Source organism: Pantoea sp. JV6 (assembly GCF_025910055.1).
GTDB lineage: Bacteria > Pseudomonadota > Gammaproteobacteria > Enterobacterales > Enterobacteriaceae > Pantoea > Pantoea agglomerans.
In genome coordinates, this window is record NZ_JAPCIM010000004.1 from 141,477 (window position 1) to 158,430 (window position 16,954).

Below are 16,954 nucleotides of genomic sequence, written 5' to 3' on the forward strand. Positions count from 1 at the left end.
AACGTCTCCTTATTAAGCTTTGTAAAAGGCACCAGCGGTGCACTTTAAAAAGCCCCGCTATACCGGCGGGGAAGGACTACACACAGCAAAATGGATGATGTTGTGGTGGCCGGATTCGAACCGGCGACCACCCGTACCCTGTGCCAAAGCCGGGCGCTGCTTCCGCTGAGCTACACCACAACCGCCTGAACACTGAATAATGCGCACGCGGTTGCAGTGCCCCGCGAACGGGGCAGCTGAAAATCAGTGAAGCGGCGAGGCGTAACTTTGCGTGGCGATAATCTCCAGGATGAAACTGCGCGGGCGGCGGTCGCAGGGCAGAAAGTCCTTATTGCCTGCGCGGTACTGCAGCAATGCCTGGATAGCACAGTCTATGCACAGCGTTTCGGGTAGCATGCCTTCGCTGGTAAAAGGCGTGAGCGTGGTAAATTTCCCTCCACCCGCCATGGTCGTTTCTGCGGCGATATAGCCCAGATCAAGGCCACCCTGAAAAATGTGCAGAATACTTATTAACGGGATTTGAATTAATAATTCGTGATGAATTCCAGCGGTGCTTAATTTCATGATATTTCCTTAATTAAAATGTGTGTGGTCCTGCCGGATTAACGGAATAGTTTTCCTTGGTGTGGCTTAAATTAAATATTAGTGTTGCTGCGATTTACCACCGATGGCGTAGAAATAAAGTCTTAATGCTTCACGCCACATGTTCTTATCACCTAAAAACTTTGCGATGGCTGCCTTACTACGCGCAGCACAAAGCGCCTGCTGTCTGGTCAGTTTCATAAAGCTTCCTTTTAAGGTGCCCGGGTTCAGATCAAATCTCCGCTCCGGGCGGCGGGATATCCTTACGGGGAGTTCAAACCAAGTAAGGAGTTAACTATGCAAAAAGGTAAAGAAGTAAAATGTCCGGCTTGTGGGGGCTATGCCATTGTCTCGAAACACAGTGCCGTATCACCGTCTACTAAACATACCGTCAGCTGTTACATGTATACCTGTGAAAAAGATGGTTGGTTTAAATTATCTGAAGCAGTGAATCAGTTGGTTAATCACAATCCATCACCAGTGGTTGCCAAAAAGTTATCGGTTATAATCGCCAAAAACTACTTTCCAGAACATCTGGTTCCTGCCGAAGCATTGACACCTTTACCGCTTATTGAGTCGATCGGGTAAGGTCAAGTCTGCTTTCACTTCGATAACCCAGGCGGAACATCCTCGGATAAACTTTGCCGCGCGGAATTCCGCCTGTTTTGTTCATTCGCTGAACAAAACGGTGCGAATGTTTGTACTCTGGGCTATGAATACCTTTTCCTCCATCCTGACGAGAACTTGGGAGCTGGATAGTTTTCTGGTGGGCGTTCATCAAGCGTACCCAAAAGGAACCGAACCCCACCATTTCGTTTTTCATTGAGTTTCCTTTCAACATCCTCTCCTCATAATGCCCTCACGCCGGGCCAGCGGAACGTTTTTGAGTAACCACTGTGTGGTTGGTGAACATGATATTAGCTATAGCTAACAATACAGGCAAGCAGAATTTGTTAGTTAAGGTTAACAAATTCGCGTTTGGGAGGTATGTTATTGTATTGGCAGATTATTTTTTTGAAGCGCGTTGACGGGCCTTTAGTAACTCTTCAAAAAGTTTGTTGAAGTTCTGAACACGAGCACGCATTTCAGATAACTGAGCATCCTGTTCGGATTCGGGTAGTGCATCGAAAAGCTCCAGTAATTCTTTCTGCCGTTCGTCGAGCACTTGTCCTGTTTCACGCGGTTCTTCCGGCTGCTGACTATCGTCTCCAAAGAGTATCCAAGTGGGCGAGCACTGCAAAACTTTTGATAAGGCGAAGAGATTCTTCCCAGTCGGATCGCTATCGTCGCGCTCCCATTGAGAAACTGATACGTGCGATATTTTCAGGGCCTTAGCGAGTGAACGCTGGGTAAAATCCAGTTCTTTTCTTCTAGCCCTTATTCTTTCGCCAATTGTTAGTTTTTTCATGTCCATAGTTAGCTAATGCTAAATCCAATTGACTCTGCTATTGTTAACATATAAATTGTTAGCTATGGCTAACTTGAGTGAGGGTTTTATGTACACAAAGGATGCCCTGATTTTTTTCGGGGAAAGTAAAAGTCGCTTGGCTGCAGCTGCGGGAGTTAGAACACCGTCGGTCTATAAATGGGGTTTATTAGTTCCTGAAGCTCATGCGGCCAGGCTCCAGTCCGCATCAAATGGCGCCCTGAACTACGACACCAGCATCTATGACGCCCATCGTAAATCCAAACGGAATGGAGATCCGATTCATGAGAATCAAACACGAGCACATTCGTGATGCGCTATATGCCTGGGCTCGTGCAGCTGACGGCCGCAAAGTACCGGCGAACGCCATAGCAGATGCCTATTTTGATCTCGGGATGGCCGGTCTGCTTTACCACAGCGATCACCCGAATGCGCAGGGCAATAACGTGCAGAAGATATACCGATGGGCTGAAAGCGAGTCGCCGGCTAGTCAGCGGAAACTTCAGGCGCTTCTACCCGCGATCGAAAAGGCGATGCCGGTTTTCCTGTTGGCCAGAATGCGAAGCCATTCGTCCGAGACCTGCAGGGACTTAGTTATGCGCAAAGAGCGTATCGACCGTGAAATGGAGGCCATGATAGGTGCGATCATCGCGTTGTCAGATCGTATGGATGGCAGCGGGCCTGCCGGTAACTTACTTGTTCATTGAGGTGCTAATGGGCAATTTGCTGGGCCTTTTGGTCACAATGTTTTTTATGGTTCTGGGCGTCGCCTTTATCGGCGGCTGCCTGTTTATTCTGCTCGACGTGGTACTTCAGCCAACCGACAGCGACGAGTCCGATCGCAGGTTTTAAGAGGTTTGTATGAGTCTTGACGCAATGCGGTGGGCCAAAAGAGTTAAGACGGGCAGATCATCTGCCAAAGCTGTTCTGACCTGGCTGGCGGATATGTGCGGTGCAGATCTGACGGCTTACCCCTCGATTACCGCGCTGGCTGAAGCGACTGAGCTGGATAAAAAAACGGTCCAGACCTGTCTGCAATATCTTATTGCGCAGGGTTTTATTGAGGATACCGGCGAACGGCGCGGACGCACCAGGCAGATCCCTGTTTATCGCCTGCTGGGTGTGGAAGAGGGTGTAGCTGATGCGGAATACACCCAAAAACGGGAATGTTTCCAAAACTGGGAGGGTTTAAACAAACCCAAAAACGGAGAGATTAAACCGAATATACCCGAAAGCGGGTGTATTAAAAACGACCAAACGATCCCGTTTTTTCCGTTAAACGATCCCAAAAACGGGATCCGGAATCCCCCAGAGGAACCTAAAGATCTAAACCCCATACATAGCGTGAACAAAATTCCGCCAGGCAAAAATAGTCCTCCCAGTAATCTCCCTGGCTATCCCGGTCAGCCAGGTGTTTTGCATTCAGCTTCACCGCCAACGGGTAAATTCTCGCTATTCCCTGGCTGGAAACCTTCGCCCGATTTCGAGCGGTACGCCGCGTTGTGGGGCAGAGCCATACCTGCAGGCATAAATCGTCAGAACTGGCAGCCGGTCCTGAATAGCTTTATCGCTTACTGGGTGGCTGAAGGTAAATTTTTTCATCAGGTGCAGTGGGAACAGAAATTTGCAGCCCAGCTGCAGCGCGCAGCTTTAGAGAAAATCAATACGCGAGGTACCAAACATGCAGAGCCGAATTCTCGGTCAACCGCTAACGCCGCCGTTCAGAAAATCCGCGCAGCTCGTGAGCAGCAGAGAGCTCGAGGACAGGGCATGGGCATTCTGGGAGATCATGGGAGAAATCTACTCAAGCCGGTGGACGACCAAAAACGGTTCTGCACCGTCAGATCTCTGGATGGCCCAGGTCGGGAATTTGACCAGCGCCCAGATGACGAACATCTGTAACGCCATGATTGCACGTTGTGCGGCTGGTAACTCATGGCCCCCTGATCTCGCCGAGTTCGTGACGCTCGCGGCTGAGCATAGCCAAACAGTACTGGGGCTCAAAACCAGCGACGTGATGAGCGAGTACTGGCGCTGGCGTAATGAAACATACCGCTACGATTCGGCTGACCTGTTCCCCTGGCGGCACGATGTTTTATATCAGATTTGTACGGAGATGCGCCGCACGGGAATGGAGTTGCAGCTGACTGAGCACGAGCTCGAAAGGCTGGCGGCAAGGCTGCTGGCGAAGTGGGAGAAGCACGTCAATAACGGGTTTTCGATTCCGCCAGTGCGCAGGCAGCTTGAGAGACCCCGGCACCCGGCTGGCCCAACGCCCGCGCAGCTTCTGCTCGAGCAGTACAGGCGACAGAAAGCCGCCGCTGAAAATGCTGGCGGTGCGGATAACCTCAAATCAGGGAGACACTGAACGTGAAATCCTCACACAAAATCACCGGCGCTGAGCTGGCAAAAATCATCCTCGGCAAAACGCTGACGGTACCGGATATGCACGCACTGCTGCGCAAAGCACATCCGGAATACGATCCGGAAAGTCTCTGGGTAGCGCTTAAGACCTTGGAGGGCTCACCCAACTGCCGCATGGAAACCTCACGTCGTGGTCAGTACCGGGCCTACTGTCTGCGCAGCGTCAGCGACAGATTTTATGAGCGGTCCGCTGCTGTAACAGGACGCAGCACTGAGGGTAAGTCACGGATGCCGATCCGCTTTAGCGAAGCCGAACTGGCTTACATCACACGATATAACGAATTCGACCGGCTGCTGCGTGCAGCACGGGCACACTGATCTGAAGGAAACTATCTCATGGAAAAACTGACTGATATTCTGTCAAGAACCGGCAAAGCCACAGCGCGTGAGCTTGCGGCCATCATGAAAATTGATGCTCCGGATGCCCTGAACATGCTTCGGGAGCTGCAGGAGGAGGGCGCTGTTTACAGAGACGGTGCGCACTGGAGCCTGCCAGCGGAGTCGGGATCATTACCACATAAGCCGCAATCTTTATCAGTTTTACCAGTCCGGCAGGAAAATTTACCAGTTAAGCCGGAAATCTTACCGGGTGCGGTTGTATCAGTGCGGGAAGAGGTGGCAGCCTCTGAACCAGAACCAGAACCAGAACCAGAACCAGAACCAGAACCAGAACCAGCACCAGAACCAGAACCAGCACCACTGAAGGTTGTCTGGTCAGCACCGGAGGATGTGGAGGAGTTCCCTACCATGAGCTGGATCCGGCGACAGAAGCAGCAGGTTAAAAATGAGCTGCGCTGGTTGGAATCCCTCGAGGCAATCAGGCGTCAGATTAACCGAAAAAAGGCCGCTGTAGCGTATTTCAGGGAGCGAGTGTGATCGCTTGGGCGCTGCTGAAGACAGCGGGCTTTCCGCGAGCATAATGTTTCGATATTGAATAATCGCAATCTGACCCTATCACATAGTGCGTGGAGGTATCGAAATGATACATGGGATCGTAGTTTTATCTTTTCTTGTAGCAGTTATAGTCTTCGCTTTCTTTATGATGCGTCATATTAAAAACTGAGGGGAACCTATGTCCGAACTTGATGATTTTCAGGCGCTGACGGTGCGCCAGTTCCTAGAAGACAAACTGGGATCTGTTCATCGCTCACTGCCATGTTGATTGTGCAGATGGTGAAGAGCTGGCAGAGGAAATCTTTGAAGCACTTGGCGGGAAGTCGTAACCCAGTGTCTACAGTAATAAAGTGAGATATAATCGCTGTGGGTGCTTGAGGCTTTCTGCCTTAAGCATTTGCCGACGGCAGAAAGAGAAAAGCCCCGAGTGATATAAATCAACTCGAGGCCCAATCTTTATGCCTAGACAACATAAAGGTAGCCTCTTACGCGCCGAAAGGCAAGGAGAAGCAACCATGAAGCAGCAAACGGCGATCCTGATCGCCACCATCGTTATAGGGGCGGCGCTGGCCGCCATACTGGTGATGAGAAAAGACCTCTGTGAGGTCCGAATCCGAACCGGCCACACGGAGGTTGCTGTATTCATGGATTACGAATCTAAGTAAGAGCAACCGGCGGGGAGAAATCCCCGCCAACTCTTTACGTTGTTGCGGCTGGCCTCAATGCACCCAATCCTGTCACTGGTCCGATATGGGAATTCCCATATCGCTTAGCCACCTCATTTTTTGTCAGAGAAAACTTCAGAGTTCTGCAGAATTCAGTCAGTAACTTTCGCATCCCCTCAGGCATCCAGCTCAGATCCAGATAATCGCTGCTTTCCGCCAGATCACCCCGTCGGATAACAATATTTACAGGCGATACGCCGATTGCTGAGCAGATCAGATCCCGCTCCTCGAGCGATACCGGAGTTCGGCCAGTCAGCATGTTACGTAATCTGTTGAGGGGAATCCCTGAATTATTTGCAATTTCTCCATAAGACAGCTGAATGCGATGAATTTCGTCTTTAATAATTGCGATAGCTAGGTGCAGGGTGAATCTCCGGTGTTATAAACTAATCTGGTCAGACCAGGCCATTATGCTTGTAATGGGTTACATCTGTTTATCCCCTGTTTAGCAAAAGCATTGTGATTTTACAACCGTTATCCTTGCTTGATTCAGGTCAATTTACAAATTCAGAGAAAGCGCTTAAAAGATGGCTCTGCCTCTAATGGGGGTAAGTTTGATTTCGCGGGATTTTCATTTTTGCACGGATGCAGGTCTGGGGAAGTCAGGACGATTTTCCTCAGAGCATAACTCTGAGGTAATAATGAATTTTGTATCGGCTGCTCAAATATCTGGCGAGGTGAGTTGTGTTTATTCCTGATCACCTTATCCCTGAAATCAAAGAAAGCACCCGGCCAGTTATCATTTATCGAAATGAAGATGGTAGCTTTGCCTGGGGATTTGTACTGAGAAATGATGAGTTCGTTGCCAGTCTGAATATGATCAAGGTGGCATCAGAAAGAGCGGGCATTCAGGTCCTGGACGCAGGCGAATAGCCTCTTTATAATACTCACCGGGTCTGAACAGCCCGAGTAACCACTGTGCCACCGGAGAGACTGATGGCACAGTTATACCTTGTAAAATCCGCACCACAGACACTGACTCCGGCAACTCCCGAGGCCAGCGATTTCGTGCGCCGTCTGAGACCTGGCGTTCTGCTTAACTGCGACCTACGCCAGGCGCGTAATTACCGCTTCCACAAACTCTTCTTCTCCCTGCTCAATCTGGGCTTTCAGTATTGGATACCGATCGCTGGTGCAGTCAGCGAATCCGAGAAACGGCTTCTGCGCGGCTACGTCGATTACCTGATATCGATGACCGGCCAACAGAATATTCTTGATGAAACACTGGATGTCTGGCTTGCGCGCGCAGGGCACCAGTGCGCTGAAAGTGTGGTGCTGGTTAAATCCTTTGAGGCGTACCGCAAATGGGCGGTCATGACCGCTGGCTTCTATGACGAATTCATCCTTCCTGATGGCACTATTCGCCGCGAGGCGCGATCCATTTCATTCGCCAGCATGTCAGAAGAAGAGTTCCGCGAAGTCTATAAAGCTGTTCTCAATGTTCTGTGGCTGCACATCCTTAACCGACCGTTCAGCTCACATCAGGAAGCAGAAAACGCTGCGGCTCAGCTTTGGGAGTATGCAGCATAAAAAAACAATCCTGCATCTTCTGCGGCGCTCCGGCAACGCTGCTCTGTGATGGCCATCTGGGCTATCCCCCGAGCCAGCACCAGCCGGAATGCATCTCACCGTTCGAACCCTACACCTGCGATGCGCCGATGTGCCGCCAGTGTGCCACTCTCAAAAGCACGATGCACATCTGCTGGCGTCGCGGCGGCTGCATCGTTGAAACCGTGGATTACTGCCCGGCCTGCGTGGCGAATCTGCCTGAGCATAACCGGCGGATCATCCATTCTCCGGAACAGGCCGCCACTATCCGCGCAGCGCACTGGGTTAGCAACCCGACCGACTTTCAAAAATGGGATCGGCTTGTCACCGGCGGAGGTCAGCAATGTCTCGAACTGTGACCAAAGCAGAACGTAATCACCTGCAGCGCGTCGCCGAACTCGGTTGCATCGTCTGCCGCCAGCAGCTCGGCGTATTCAGTCCGGCTGAAATCCATCACCTTCGTGCAGGCTGCGGAACGGGGCAGCGAGCCAGCCACTATCGAACAATTCCTCTTTGTCCTCCTCACCACCGGACCGGCGGTTACGGCGTGGCCATTCATGCCGGGCAAAAGATGTGGGAGGAGATTTACGGTACCGAAGAAGGCCTGCTTGTGCAGGTTAGTCAACTCCTGAGCGGAAACAAAGAATGAAATTAGAAGCAGTAGCGAAATATTTTTCTCCGAAATCTACGCTGATTTCTGACAGTCCGGCAGCGACCGCAAGGGAATCATTGTGCATTACCGAGGTTATGGCTGCGCTGGGCATGACCTCGAGCAGAGCAGCAGTGGGGCTCGAGCTCTATCTCGCAAAAGTTGGCGTTATGGGGCCAGATTTATCCATTTCTTACCTCACAGAGTATTGTCGCAATAAAGCCATTAGCCTCCCGGCGGTAAAAAAAATGAGCGTGGACTCCCAGGAGCATTTTTTTCATGCCATAGGCCGCTATGCTTTTGAAGACTATTCACGCAGCGCCGCCAGCAGAAAACCATGCGTGGATTGCGATGGAGGCGGCTTTATTAATGCTCAGGTATTCACCACTAAAGTGACACATCCTGATGGCAAGCCGCCCAAATGGGCGAGTACGACTAAAGGGGTATTCCCTTCTTACTGGGAAGTGTGTGAAGAGCGTCGGGAGCAGGTGCGTGTGCTGTGTAAAACCTGCAATGGTAAGGGCTCGGTTGATCATTCTTGCCGATGTCATGGGCGGGGAAAGGTACTGGACCGTAAAACCAGCGAGATACAGGGTGTACCGGTTATGAAAGATTGCGATAAATGCAACGGTCGCGGATATTTACGTCTGTGCGAGGCTGAAATTTACAGTGCTTTGGCAATTCCGAAAACTACCTGGCAACGTAATTTTAAACCTCTTTTTGAACAGCTCATTGAGGTTTGCCACATTGAAGAGAGTTATGCAGAACGTGAATTAATGCGAGTGACAAAATAGTGATTGCAAAAGTGGGCAGAATTGGCTAGATTTACTCTAATGATGGGTTTTTTGCGTGCTAATCATCATTTCCCTCTAAGATTTAAGACCTCGCTTAGGCGGGGTTTTTCTGTTTCTGCCCTTCAGAAAAGTGACCTTCATGATGCCGGAGCCAGTGGGTTATACGCGGCAGGCACGGGATACAGGGGGCGTTGTCGCCGACCTGTTATTGCCCTAAGATGAACCTCATAAATTACTGATATGAAGAGGCTCTCATGGAAAGGAAAGTGATGCTTGTGCTGTTTATGTTCAGTCTTACAGGGTGCGTAGAGTATAAATGGGTTAAAGATGGGGCCGATCCACATCAGGAGGATATTGCTGAGACTCAATGCAAAGCACAGGCTCTTAAAGATTTGCCGCCTGATAACGAGATAACTGACAGATACACTTCAAAAGATAAAAAAACTAAAACCACAGATACAAGCTATTCAACAAGCGATGCCAACGAAAGTAGTCGGGATATCCTTGTTAAGGATTGCATGTATCGTAGGGGATGGAAACAAATCGAAGTGCAGCATTAATTATGTGCAGGACTACTGTTGCCACACAGTACTCAGAGTAAGCTTTACTACCACACTAATTTTTTAGAGCCCGAAAGTGAATCGGTGTGCGTTTTCCTCGGAAATCCCTGGTTTGAGGCGACAGAAAAATTTCAAAACCCGCCGTTGTGCGGGTTTTTTCGGTTTTGCACTATAGAAAAGCGCATATCACTACGCCGCAAATTAGCACAGGCCACCACGGGCTGGTTGCTTCATTGTTTAATTGAGAATGGTTAGCATCTTTCTGCTGCGGTGAATCCCTCTATGCGATGGGGCCAAGCCAGTTGCTCATAACTCTAAGCGATAGCCTGTGTCGGACAGGTCAGGTTCTGGCTTTTCTGACCTACCGGGAGGCACCCGGCACCGCAGCAACTCCTTTAGTCACAATTGTAAGCAGCCAAAGGCTCACCTCGCGGTGGGTCTTTTTTTGTTTCTGAATTCGCCGGTTTAGCTCAGATGGCAGAGCGCCTGACCTGTAATCAGGATGTCGCGGGTTCGAAGCCTGCCTTGCCCGCCAGTTATGCAAACTTAGCCGAGAAGGATTAGCGCTTCCCTGAAGAGGTTGAGAGGGTGGATCGTTACCACCAGTTTGCACCAGATTATCCCTGTGGTTCGCGAGCAAGGAAATTACCGCGTTTGCGTCAGGGATAATAAAAAAAGGCCGCTATGTGCGGCCCGAGACGAAGGAAAAGAGGATTAGCGGTGAGACAGTTCTTTGCGTGCAGCTTCTGCAATAAACTGGCTTCGGCTGGTATAGCGGGAGTCCTGTCCCACAGCCCTGTCGATCTTCTCAATCAGCAGATGCGGCATGGTGATGTTGATCCTCTCTGACTTGCCGAGATATTTGGTGATATCGATATCAACGCAGATCATCACCACCTTCAGGCCACTCTCACCGTAATCACCTGAATCGATATCGGGTATATCATTCGCTTCAGGAATGGAAAGACCCTTTTCGGCCATCAGCTCAAAGTGAGCGTTAAGCGCCGACTCTGCATCCTGCAGTGCTTCTCGCATATTATCGCCTGCGAAAATACAGCCGGTAATGCCGGGGAAGTAACCGCTGGCTGTTTTGTCGTGGTCGATTTCAACGACGCCGTAATACAACATGTATTCACCTCACGCATAAAGAGCGCCCTTGCGGGCGGCTCCTGATTATTTAAGTTTCGCATCCTTCATGATTTGGTGAGCTGTACCAGTCTTCAAATCTTTCTTAGGGTGCGGAACCGTTACTATGTTAGTGAAATCCGGGTGGCTGAACTGGTGATGACTTCCTTTCACTCTGTCTAGTTGCCAGCCATTTTTCTCTAACAGCTTTATCAGTTCCGAACTCTTCAATCTTCCTCCGTCTCGTTAACTGATGTGATGATCATACACACAGTACACATGATTTGCAATGGGGTTATGTGTATCGTGTGTATTTTCTTGCGAAACAGATTTATTACTTCAGGCGTTAGAGCGCCTGGCCTGTAATCTTGCGGCGGGCCAGCGCAATGGAGAGGAATTGAAGTGAGTGAAGATTATGAATTAGCTGTGGCCTGTTTAAAAAGTGAAGGGCAGTCGGTTAATGCAACCGTTTCTCTGCGCTATAGGGGTTTCGCGTTTGGTGAAATACTGACACTGAGTTGCCGTATTGAAAAAGTGGATGGTGAATCACTTTCATATTATGAAAAAGAGGCAATTACTAAAGCAACCGGGTTGCTCAAAGATATTGCCTCTCAATTATAAGCAGTGTCTATCCTGCTTTGTTACAACTCATCATTGCCTGGTAATTTATCAAAAATTTCCCGAGTCTTAGCATGGACAAGATACGCATATTCTGATTCGGCAAGTTCCTTATGGTTTTTACCGGCTTTTGATGAGCCAAACACGGCGTCAAGTGCTTTGATGTTATAACCGAAAATTTCATCTGTGTTTTTGCCAGAGAGTTTTGCAGCAACAGCAAGGTAATAAGGCAAAACATTATCCAGCACTTCTTTTTGCCCTACCAGATGAGGCAATACTTTATCAAGCTGAGAGCTTAAGGGCTTCATGAAATCAAGTCCTTCCATAATTATTCTCCTTTATCAGAGAGTTATCAGCCATCTCTCTAAACTGAAGTTTGTCCGTGTCCCAAACACGAACGGGCTGAAATGAAATTGTATTAAGGTCAAAGCAAGGGCTGATGACGTACGTCATGTAATTTTGTATTTCCCATAACCAAAGCCACGACCAGCACCTTATCGCGCACCTTGCGCACGGCTGGCGCGTGGCTTTTTCTTTTCCGGAGTGATCAATGTGACCGAGCCCGTAACCGGCACCGGCGTTGCCACGGCAGCGGTAACCGGCGTAACCCTCGTGAGTCTGTTTGGCCCGCTCGACGGCCCGACCGTTATCGGTGCGTTCGCCGGGGCGGCCATATTCGTGGCGTCCGCCAGTGATTTCAGCCTCTGCTGGCGTCTGTTCCTCGGGGCACTGTCGTTTGCAGCAGGCCTGGTGGCCGCACCTTTTACCGCCAGCCTGATTGAAGCTGTAACCCCACATAACACGGCAGTAGATATGCCCATAGGTGCACTGGTGGCATCTGCGGCAGTGGTCCGCATCCTGATGGCACTCAGCAGTAAAGACGCCCCGTCGCTGCTGTCACGTTTTCGCGGAGGTGGCTGATGACATACGAAACCTTTCTGCTTAACGCTAACGCCATCATCTGTGGTGTTACCGCTTTACGGCTGTTGACATTCCGTCGAGGTCAATTACCGCATAATCGGCGTGTAGCCTGGTTTGCCTGGCTGCTTACCGTCATGACAGCCTCTGTCACCATCCGGGTGCTGACGGGCGAATATGCTTATACCGACTGGACGGAGGTGCTGATAAACCTCCTGCTGTGCGTTACCGTCTGTCAGGCACGCGGCAACGCTGGTCATCTGCTGAAAGGAAAAGCGCGTGAAAGTAAGTCAGAGGGGTCTCGACATGATTAAAAAGTTTGAGGGATTAAAAACGAAGGCCTACCTCTGCCCGGCGGGGGTGCTCACTATCGGCTACGGCCACACTCATGGTGTCATCACCGGTGATGTCTGCACAGCAGAACAAGCAGAAGCATGGCTTAAAGAGGACTGCCTTGTTGCGGAACTGACCCTTAGTGCAGACGTGAATGTTTCACTCAGCCAGAATCAGTTCGACGCGCTGGTGTCATTCATCTTCAATCTGGGCTCAGGAAACTTCATCAAATCCACACTACTGCAAAAACTGAACGCCAGAGATTATGCCGGAGCGGCTGATGAGTTCGGCAAATGGGTAAATGCCGGTGGGCGAAAACTGCCGGGTCTTGTGAAACGCAGGGCTGCAGAAAAGATGCTGTTCCTGTCATGACTCTGCGGACTTACTTTACCACCGGGATGCTTGTAGTGGCTCTTGCACTGGGCTGGGCGGCTGACCATTACCGTGATAAAGCCCTTGCATGGCGCCAAACTGCCAATGAGTCTCAGAAGGTAGTTAAGCAGCAGGCCGCCACCATCACCGACATTAACCTGCGCCAGCAGCAGCTGGCCGCGCTCGACAAAACCCATATGGAGGCGCTCAGTGCTGCCGAATCTGAAAATGATGCTCTTCGCCGCCAGCTTGCCGCTGGTACTCGCCGGATGTATGTCCGCGCAAAATGCCACGTGTCCGATACCGGCACAGCGGCAGGCTCCGGCGGCATGGGCGATGGAGCCGCCGTCGAACTCGCTGGAGATTCTCGACAAAACATTCTTGATATCCGCGCCGGCATCATCCGCGATCGGGAAAAACTGAAGTATTTGCAGGAGTTTGTCCGCACCCAGTGTTTGAAATAGGCAGGGATGCAGCAGTAAAGTACATTCACCTACATTTGAAGGGGTTAATATGTCTCTTGCCAAACAGATGCGCCTTGCAGAACTGAAGGCCAAAGAAAAAGAATATCTTAACAACCGTGCAGAGCGCCATTTTGCGATACTGCCTTCACTAGCCATGGAGTACCTTAATAAAGCTCGCAATTATTTCAGTGATAAAGGTTTACCGTTACTGAGCGCCGCGAGGGGTTTGATGCGACTTATCATGAGCTGGTTGTGAAAGCATCATTGTCAGGGCTTGAGCCACGAACTTTTATAGCTGATTTCCTCATAAATTTTGAGATTAATAAGCATGAATGGTCTGTCGGCGTTGTTCTTACCTCACAGACAATTCCAAACTATTGCGGAAGCACCGAGGCAGACCAGCAAATTGCGTGGTATGAAAATGTATTACTGCCGAAATTTGCGTCAATGGGGAATTCTGATATTGATGGTTCATGCAGGTATTTTGTGCTCAATGGCATACCACATATTGAGCAAAAAAAAGCCGATGATTTTGAGCAGGCACTAAGTCTCATATTCGATTAAACCTCCTTTTAATATGTACCCTGCGAAGCCTCATCAACTGGTGAGGCTTTTTAATGCGAGCGTGCCAATGCAGGTAAAAACTTTGATCTGCATCGCCAGTGGCCCGTCGCTGACTGCCAGTGATTGCCGCCTGGCAATGTCATCCGGACACCCCGTCATCGCCGTTAACTCCAGCATCGGACTGGCACCTGACTGCCATCACCTTTTTGCCGCCGACTGCAGCTGGTGGGATAAATACCACGGCACGCTGAAAACCTCTGCTAAGCGCTGGACGGTCAGCGGCCGGGCGCACCTGCGCTACGGCGTTAACATGTTCAGGGCGCCGGATAATGATTCATTTAACTCCGGCCAGCGCGCCATTCAGCTGGCGGCATACCTCGGCGCTGATCGGATCATTCTGCTGGGCTACGACTGCTCGTTGGAGAACGGCGCACACTGGCACGGCAATCATCCTGAGGACCTGAAAAATCCCGACGGCGAAAGCATCCGGCGCTGGCAGGGTGAATTTCAGCGTCTGGTGAACAGCCTGCCGTCTGTCAGCATCATCAATTGTTCGCGCCACACGTCGCTGACTTGCTTCCCGCGCGTGGTACCCGAAGAGGTTTTATGACGCAGTATTATTTTCAGGGCATGCTGGGCTTGGGTGACTCTATTTACCAGCGCCCGTTCCTGCGCCATTTTCCCGGCGCTTATGTACGCACCTGCTGGCCTGAGCTGTATCGGGGCCTCGATATAAAATGCGTGCGTAGCGGTACGCACCTCCGGACGCAGGAAAAAAACGAGCTTCGCACCCGTTACGCTTACCATCCGGCCCCACGCGGCGGCGTGATAAAGCGTATAGGATATGGCCCGAACGACCTGGCCAACGGCGGCATAATCCCGGCGTTCAGGCACCAGTTTGTTGTGGATGGCTCGCTTTTGTTCGACCTGCCGCAGTTTAATGATCTGCATCCGCGGATCCCGGTGGATAGACCTGTCGCCATTATCCGGCCTGCGACCGTGCGTATAGAGTGGGCCAGCGCCTCGCGCAATCCTGATCCTGATTATCTCGTCCGCGCCGCACAGATGCTGCGCCAGCACTTTTTCATGGTGAGCGTGGCCGATACCGTGCCGGGCGTGGAGTGGATCGTGGGTAACGAACCGGAAGCCGACCTGAAGCTGCACCATGGTGAAATGACACTCACGCAGCTCTGCAGTCTGTATGCGCATGCTGCCTGTGTGGTCAGTCCGGTAGGCTTTTCCATCCCGATGGCGATTGCGTACGGTAGGCCGCTGTTTGTGGTGGCCGGCGGGCGCGGAGGCCATAACGCGCCAGAAATTCTCACCTGTTCAGAGATGGATTTACGCCGAGTGCGCTGGGCTATCCCTGATAACTACTGTCGCTGTAACCAGGCAAATCACGACTGTGACCGGCGCATCAGCAATTTTGACGAAAAACTTAACGAGTGGTTGCATGAAATCGTTCTCTGATGAACTGAAAAACGGGCTGGTCTGGCTGCCCGCGCTGGGTATGGGATATTACCCAGTGCCCGATGATCGTCATTACAATGCATGTTATTTCGATAATTATTGCGCTCTTGCAGATACCCCGATGGGGCGGGCATTGACCCTGGCACGTATTCAGCTGGTGGCGCGTCATTATACGGGCCCTTTGCTGGACGTGGGGATTGGGGCTGGCCAGTTTGTGGAAGCAAGGCCCAATACCCAGGGTTATGACGTTAATCCGCATGGTATTGAATGGTTGAAAAGTCGGGGCCGTTGGGCAGACCTTTATGCACAGCATTATCGTGCTCTCAGCTTCTGGGATGCGCTGGAACACATTGACCGGCCTGATGTGGCAGTTGCGAAAGCAGAAGAATGGGTTTTTGTCTCTGTACCGATTTTTACTGGCGCAGAACATCTGCTGCGATCGCGCCACTACAAACCCTTGGAGCATATCTGGTACTGGAGTCACGACGGCCTGGTTCGCTGGTTTGACGGTCAGGGCTTTGACTGCATCGAGCACAACACCATGGAAACCGCACTTGGCAGAGAAGGAATAGGCAGTTACGCCTTCCACCGCCGTACCTGACCCCGCCCATTAAGCGGGGTTTTTTATTCACTCAGCAAGGAACTGACCATGTGGATTACACAATGGCTGTTCAGCCATAACCAACCGAAGGAGGCAGCTATGACGGAAGTAAAAGATATCTTCACCGATGACCTGGTGAAAAAAGCCCTGAAATCAGATGCGGTCATTACCGCAGTAAAAGCACAGTTTACGTCCGATCTGGATACGCAGATTGACGCCGCCGTCGATACTGCGCTGGTGGATATTCTGGGGGGAAATACTGACTCTGGAGCTGAATAAACAGCACGGCCCACGCTGGCAAATATCATAAGATATTTCATAGCACAGCCGGAGATTACAGGTATTTTCCTTTAATCTCCTCTGCCAGTTTATGAATATCGGTTCCTCTGGTCGGGGTAACAAATACAGTATCATCCCCTGCAATCGTACCAAGAATTCCAGCGCGTTTACCATGTGAATCCAGACTTCTGGCTATGAGCTGAGCTGCGCCTGGACTTGTATGAACAACAATGATGTGTGCATTACATTCTATTGAAATAACATGACTTTTCAGCGGGCTTGAAACAGCAAGTGTTGTCATGTCTGAGGGAAGACAGTACGTCAGCTCACCGTTAGCATTGCGATTTCTGACTGCGCCAGCCCGCACAAGCATCCGTGAGATTTTTGACTGATTGATACCAGAGAACCCTACTTTTCTAAGTTCATCTGCAATCTCAGTCTGAGAGGAGCATTTTTTTTCTCGAAGAATTTCTAAAAAAGCCTTTTCAAGTAGATGTTTCATGTTTTGTCCCTGAATTATTAATGTTTTGGGCTCTCATTAAGTTATGCCAGCATTCTGAAGCGATACTTTCTTTGGCATTTTTTCATATGAATGAGAGTAAGCTCTG

At 50.5% G+C, this 16,954-nt stretch carries 33 protein-coding genes and 1 tRNA gene; 25 read left to right on the plus strand and 9 right to left on the minus strand.

The features are described from left to right. Window positions 1-100: 100 nt before the first annotated feature. The 3 genes from OK412_RS07365 to kil form a co-directional block, all read right to left on the minus strand. A tRNA-OTHER gene (locus OK412_RS07365) sits at window positions 101-180 on the minus strand. Window positions 181-243: 63 nt separating this feature from the next. Continuing rightward, window positions 244-564, minus strand: a complete 321-nt coding sequence (locus OK412_RS07370) for a hypothetical protein (RefSeq protein WP_264352939.1) — start codon at window positions 562-564, stop codon at window positions 244-246. Between the two features lie 78 nt (window positions 565-642). Continuing rightward, window positions 643-783, minus strand: a complete 141-nt coding sequence (gene kil, locus OK412_RS07375; protein WP_124890694.1) for a host cell division inhibitory peptide Kil — start codon at window positions 781-783, stop codon at window positions 643-645. Window positions 784-879: 96 nt separating this feature from the next. Here kil and OK412_RS07380 point away from each other — a divergent pair, with 96 nt between their 5' ends. Beyond that, on the plus strand, window positions 880-1,170 hold the full coding sequence (locus OK412_RS07380; protein ID WP_264352940.1) for a hypothetical protein: 291 nt from the start codon (window positions 880-882) through the stop codon (window positions 1,168-1,170). On the opposite strand, the gene OK412_RS07385 is transcribed toward OK412_RS07380, so the two are convergent. Both OK412_RS07385 and OK412_RS07390 read right to left on the minus strand, forming a co-directional pair. Then, window positions 1,151-1,405, minus strand: a complete 255-nt coding sequence (locus OK412_RS07385; RefSeq protein ID WP_264352941.1) for a hypothetical protein — start codon at window positions 1,403-1,405, stop codon at window positions 1,151-1,153. The two genes, OK412_RS07380 and OK412_RS07385, sit on opposite strands and share 20 nt — an antisense overlap. 183 nt (window positions 1,406-1,588) lie before the next feature. Further along, window positions 1,589-1,996 (minus strand): helix-turn-helix domain-containing protein, encoded by a 408-nt coding sequence (locus OK412_RS07390; RefSeq protein WP_264352942.1) that lies wholly within the window; start codon window positions 1,994-1,996, stop codon window positions 1,589-1,591. An 82-nt stretch (window positions 1,997-2,078) separates the two neighbouring features. Between OK412_RS07390 and OK412_RS07395 the strand changes: the two genes are divergently transcribed. The 13 genes from OK412_RS07395 to OK412_RS07455 all read left to right on the plus strand — a co-directional run bounded on the left by OK412_RS07395 (window position 2,079) and on the right by OK412_RS07455 (window position 9,602). Then, a complete protein-coding gene (locus OK412_RS07395; RefSeq protein ID WP_264352943.1) occupies window positions 2,079-2,321 on the plus strand; it encodes a Cro/CI family transcriptional regulator in 243 nt (80 codons plus the stop codon). Next, the gene (locus OK412_RS07400; RefSeq protein WP_124890689.1) at window positions 2,293-2,715 is read left to right on the plus strand and encodes a toxin YdaT family protein; all 423 of its coding nucleotides are present in this window, start codon (window positions 2,293-2,295) and stop codon (window positions 2,713-2,715) included. The genes OK412_RS07395 and OK412_RS07400 overlap by 29 nt, the downstream gene beginning before the upstream one ends. Window positions 2,716-2,869: 154 nt before the next feature. Further along, complete coding sequence (locus OK412_RS07405) at window positions 2,870-3,910, plus strand: DnaT-like ssDNA-binding domain-containing protein (RefSeq protein WP_264352944.1); 1,041 nt, start codon at window positions 2,870-2,872, stop codon at window positions 3,908-3,910. Beyond that, window positions 3,798-4,376 (plus strand): replication protein P, encoded by a 579-nt coding sequence (locus OK412_RS07410; RefSeq protein WP_413629118.1) that lies wholly within the window; start codon window positions 3,798-3,800, stop codon window positions 4,374-4,376. Before OK412_RS07405 ends, OK412_RS07410 begins: the two co-directional genes overlap by 113 nt. 2 nt (window positions 4,377-4,378) lie before the next feature. Next, complete coding sequence (locus OK412_RS07415) at window positions 4,379-4,750, plus strand: hypothetical protein (RefSeq protein ID WP_264352946.1); 372 nt, start codon at window positions 4,379-4,381, stop codon at window positions 4,748-4,750. 18 nt (window positions 4,751-4,768) lie between these two features. Next, a complete protein-coding gene (locus OK412_RS07420) occupies window positions 4,769-5,308 on the plus strand; it encodes a hypothetical protein (RefSeq protein ID WP_264352947.1) in 540 nt (179 codons plus the stop codon). 533 nt (window positions 5,309-5,841) lie between these two features. After that, entirely contained in the window at window positions 5,842-5,991 is a 150-nt protein-coding gene (locus tag OK412_RS07425; protein WP_264352948.1) for a type I toxin-antitoxin system Hok family toxin, read from the plus strand. Window positions 5,992-6,735: 744 nt separating this feature from the next. Beyond that, a complete protein-coding gene (locus tag OK412_RS07430) occupies window positions 6,736-6,924 on the plus strand; it encodes a hypothetical protein (RefSeq protein WP_264352949.1) in 189 nt (62 codons plus the stop codon). Window positions 6,925-6,987: 63 nt separating this feature from the next. Next, on the plus strand, window positions 6,988-7,581 hold the full coding sequence (locus OK412_RS07435) for a DUF1367 family protein (protein WP_264352950.1): 594 nt from the start codon (window positions 6,988-6,990) through the stop codon (window positions 7,579-7,581). Next, the gene (locus OK412_RS07440; protein WP_264352951.1) at window positions 7,563-7,958 is read left to right on the plus strand and encodes a hypothetical protein; all 396 of its coding nucleotides are present in this window, start codon (window positions 7,563-7,565) and stop codon (window positions 7,956-7,958) included. Before OK412_RS07435 ends, OK412_RS07440 begins: the two co-directional genes overlap by 19 nt. After that, window positions 7,943-8,248 carry a Ref family protein gene (locus OK412_RS07445; RefSeq protein ID WP_264352952.1) on the plus strand — a complete coding sequence of 102 codons (306 nt, stop codon included), beginning with the start codon at window positions 7,943-7,945 and terminating at the stop codon, window positions 8,246-8,248. The genes OK412_RS07440 and OK412_RS07445 overlap by 16 nt, the downstream gene beginning before the upstream one ends. Beyond that, window positions 8,245-9,042 carry an antitermination protein gene (locus OK412_RS07450; RefSeq protein ID WP_264352953.1) on the plus strand — a complete coding sequence of 266 codons (798 nt, stop codon included), beginning with the start codon at window positions 8,245-8,247 and terminating at the stop codon, window positions 9,040-9,042. Before OK412_RS07445 ends, OK412_RS07450 begins: the two co-directional genes overlap by 4 nt. A gap of 254 nt (window positions 9,043-9,296) precedes the next feature. Next, window positions 9,297-9,602, plus strand: coding sequence for a hypothetical protein (locus tag OK412_RS07455; protein ID WP_264352954.1), 306 nt, complete (start codon window positions 9,297-9,299; stop codon window positions 9,600-9,602). A gap of 714 nt (window positions 9,603-10,316) precedes the next feature. On the opposite strand, the gene OK412_RS07460 is transcribed toward OK412_RS07455, so the two are convergent. Further along, the gene (locus tag OK412_RS07460) at window positions 10,317-10,730 is read right to left on the minus strand and encodes a YlcI/YnfO family protein (protein ID WP_124890677.1); all 414 of its coding nucleotides are present in this window, start codon (window positions 10,728-10,730) and stop codon (window positions 10,317-10,319) included. Between the two features lie 45 nt (window positions 10,731-10,775). Then, on the minus strand, window positions 10,776-10,958 hold the full coding sequence (locus OK412_RS07465; RefSeq protein WP_124890676.1) for a type II toxin-antitoxin system HicA family toxin: 183 nt from the start codon (window positions 10,956-10,958) through the stop codon (window positions 10,776-10,778). A 171-nt stretch (window positions 10,959-11,129) separates the two neighbouring features. Here OK412_RS07465 and OK412_RS07470 point away from each other — a divergent pair, with 171 nt between their 5' ends. Continuing rightward, window positions 11,130-11,348 (plus strand): YdfR family protein, encoded by a 219-nt coding sequence (locus OK412_RS07470; protein ID WP_264352955.1) that lies wholly within the window; start codon window positions 11,130-11,132, stop codon window positions 11,346-11,348. A gap of 20 nt (window positions 11,349-11,368) precedes the next feature. Here OK412_RS07470 and OK412_RS07475 read toward each other — a convergent pair whose 3' ends face one another. Beyond that, window positions 11,369-11,671 (minus strand): hypothetical protein, encoded by a 303-nt coding sequence (locus OK412_RS07475; protein WP_264352956.1) that lies wholly within the window; start codon window positions 11,669-11,671, stop codon window positions 11,369-11,371. A gap of 226 nt (window positions 11,672-11,897) precedes the next feature. Between OK412_RS07475 and OK412_RS07480 the strand changes: the two genes are divergently transcribed. The 10 genes from OK412_RS07480 to OK412_RS07525 all read left to right on the plus strand — a co-directional run bounded on the left by OK412_RS07480 (window position 11,898) and on the right by OK412_RS07525 (window position 16,346). Continuing rightward, complete coding sequence (locus OK412_RS07480) at window positions 11,898-12,266, plus strand: phage holin family protein (protein WP_264352957.1); 369 nt, start codon at window positions 11,898-11,900, stop codon at window positions 12,264-12,266. Next, complete coding sequence (locus OK412_RS07485; RefSeq protein WP_264352958.1) at window positions 12,266-12,577, plus strand: phage holin family protein; 312 nt, start codon at window positions 12,266-12,268, stop codon at window positions 12,575-12,577. The genes OK412_RS07480 and OK412_RS07485 overlap by 1 nt, the downstream gene beginning before the upstream one ends. Next, the gene (locus OK412_RS07490) at window positions 12,570-12,968 is read left to right on the plus strand and encodes a lysozyme (RefSeq protein ID WP_410009787.1); all 399 of its coding nucleotides are present in this window, start codon (window positions 12,570-12,572) and stop codon (window positions 12,966-12,968) included. Before OK412_RS07485 ends, OK412_RS07490 begins: the two co-directional genes overlap by 8 nt. Window positions 12,969-13,003: 35 nt before the next feature. Further along, a complete protein-coding gene (locus OK412_RS07495) occupies window positions 13,004-13,432 on the plus strand; it encodes a lysis protein (protein WP_264352960.1) in 429 nt (142 codons plus the stop codon). Between the two features lie 49 nt (window positions 13,433-13,481). Next, window positions 13,482-13,688 carry a hypothetical protein gene (locus OK412_RS07500; RefSeq protein ID WP_264352961.1) on the plus strand — a complete coding sequence of 69 codons (207 nt, stop codon included), beginning with the start codon at window positions 13,482-13,484 and terminating at the stop codon, window positions 13,686-13,688. Continuing rightward, entirely contained in the window at window positions 13,685-13,996 is a 312-nt protein-coding gene (locus OK412_RS07505) for a hypothetical protein (protein ID WP_264352962.1), read from the plus strand. Before OK412_RS07500 ends, OK412_RS07505 begins: the two co-directional genes overlap by 4 nt. 67 nt (window positions 13,997-14,063) lie before the next feature. Further along, complete coding sequence (locus tag OK412_RS07510) at window positions 14,064-14,606, plus strand: hypothetical protein (protein ID WP_264352963.1); 543 nt, start codon at window positions 14,064-14,066, stop codon at window positions 14,604-14,606. Continuing rightward, the gene (locus OK412_RS07515) at window positions 14,603-15,466 is read left to right on the plus strand and encodes a hypothetical protein (protein ID WP_264352964.1); all 864 of its coding nucleotides are present in this window, start codon (window positions 14,603-14,605) and stop codon (window positions 15,464-15,466) included. The genes OK412_RS07510 and OK412_RS07515 overlap by 4 nt, the downstream gene beginning before the upstream one ends. Further along, a complete protein-coding gene (locus tag OK412_RS07520; protein ID WP_264352965.1) occupies window positions 15,450-16,067 on the plus strand; it encodes a class I SAM-dependent methyltransferase in 618 nt (205 codons plus the stop codon). The genes OK412_RS07515 and OK412_RS07520 overlap by 17 nt, the downstream gene beginning before the upstream one ends. Before the next feature lie 99 nt (window positions 16,068-16,166). Beyond that, complete coding sequence (locus tag OK412_RS07525; RefSeq protein ID WP_264352966.1) at window positions 16,167-16,346, plus strand: DUF826 domain-containing protein; 180 nt, start codon at window positions 16,167-16,169, stop codon at window positions 16,344-16,346. A gap of 55 nt (window positions 16,347-16,401) precedes the next feature. Here the strand turns inward: OK412_RS07525 and argR are convergent, their stop codons facing one another. Next, on the minus strand, window positions 16,402-16,863 hold the full coding sequence (argR, locus tag OK412_RS07530; protein WP_413629121.1) for an arginine repressor: 462 nt from the start codon (window positions 16,861-16,863) through the stop codon (window positions 16,402-16,404). Between the last annotated feature and the right edge of the window lie 91 nt (window positions 16,864-16,954).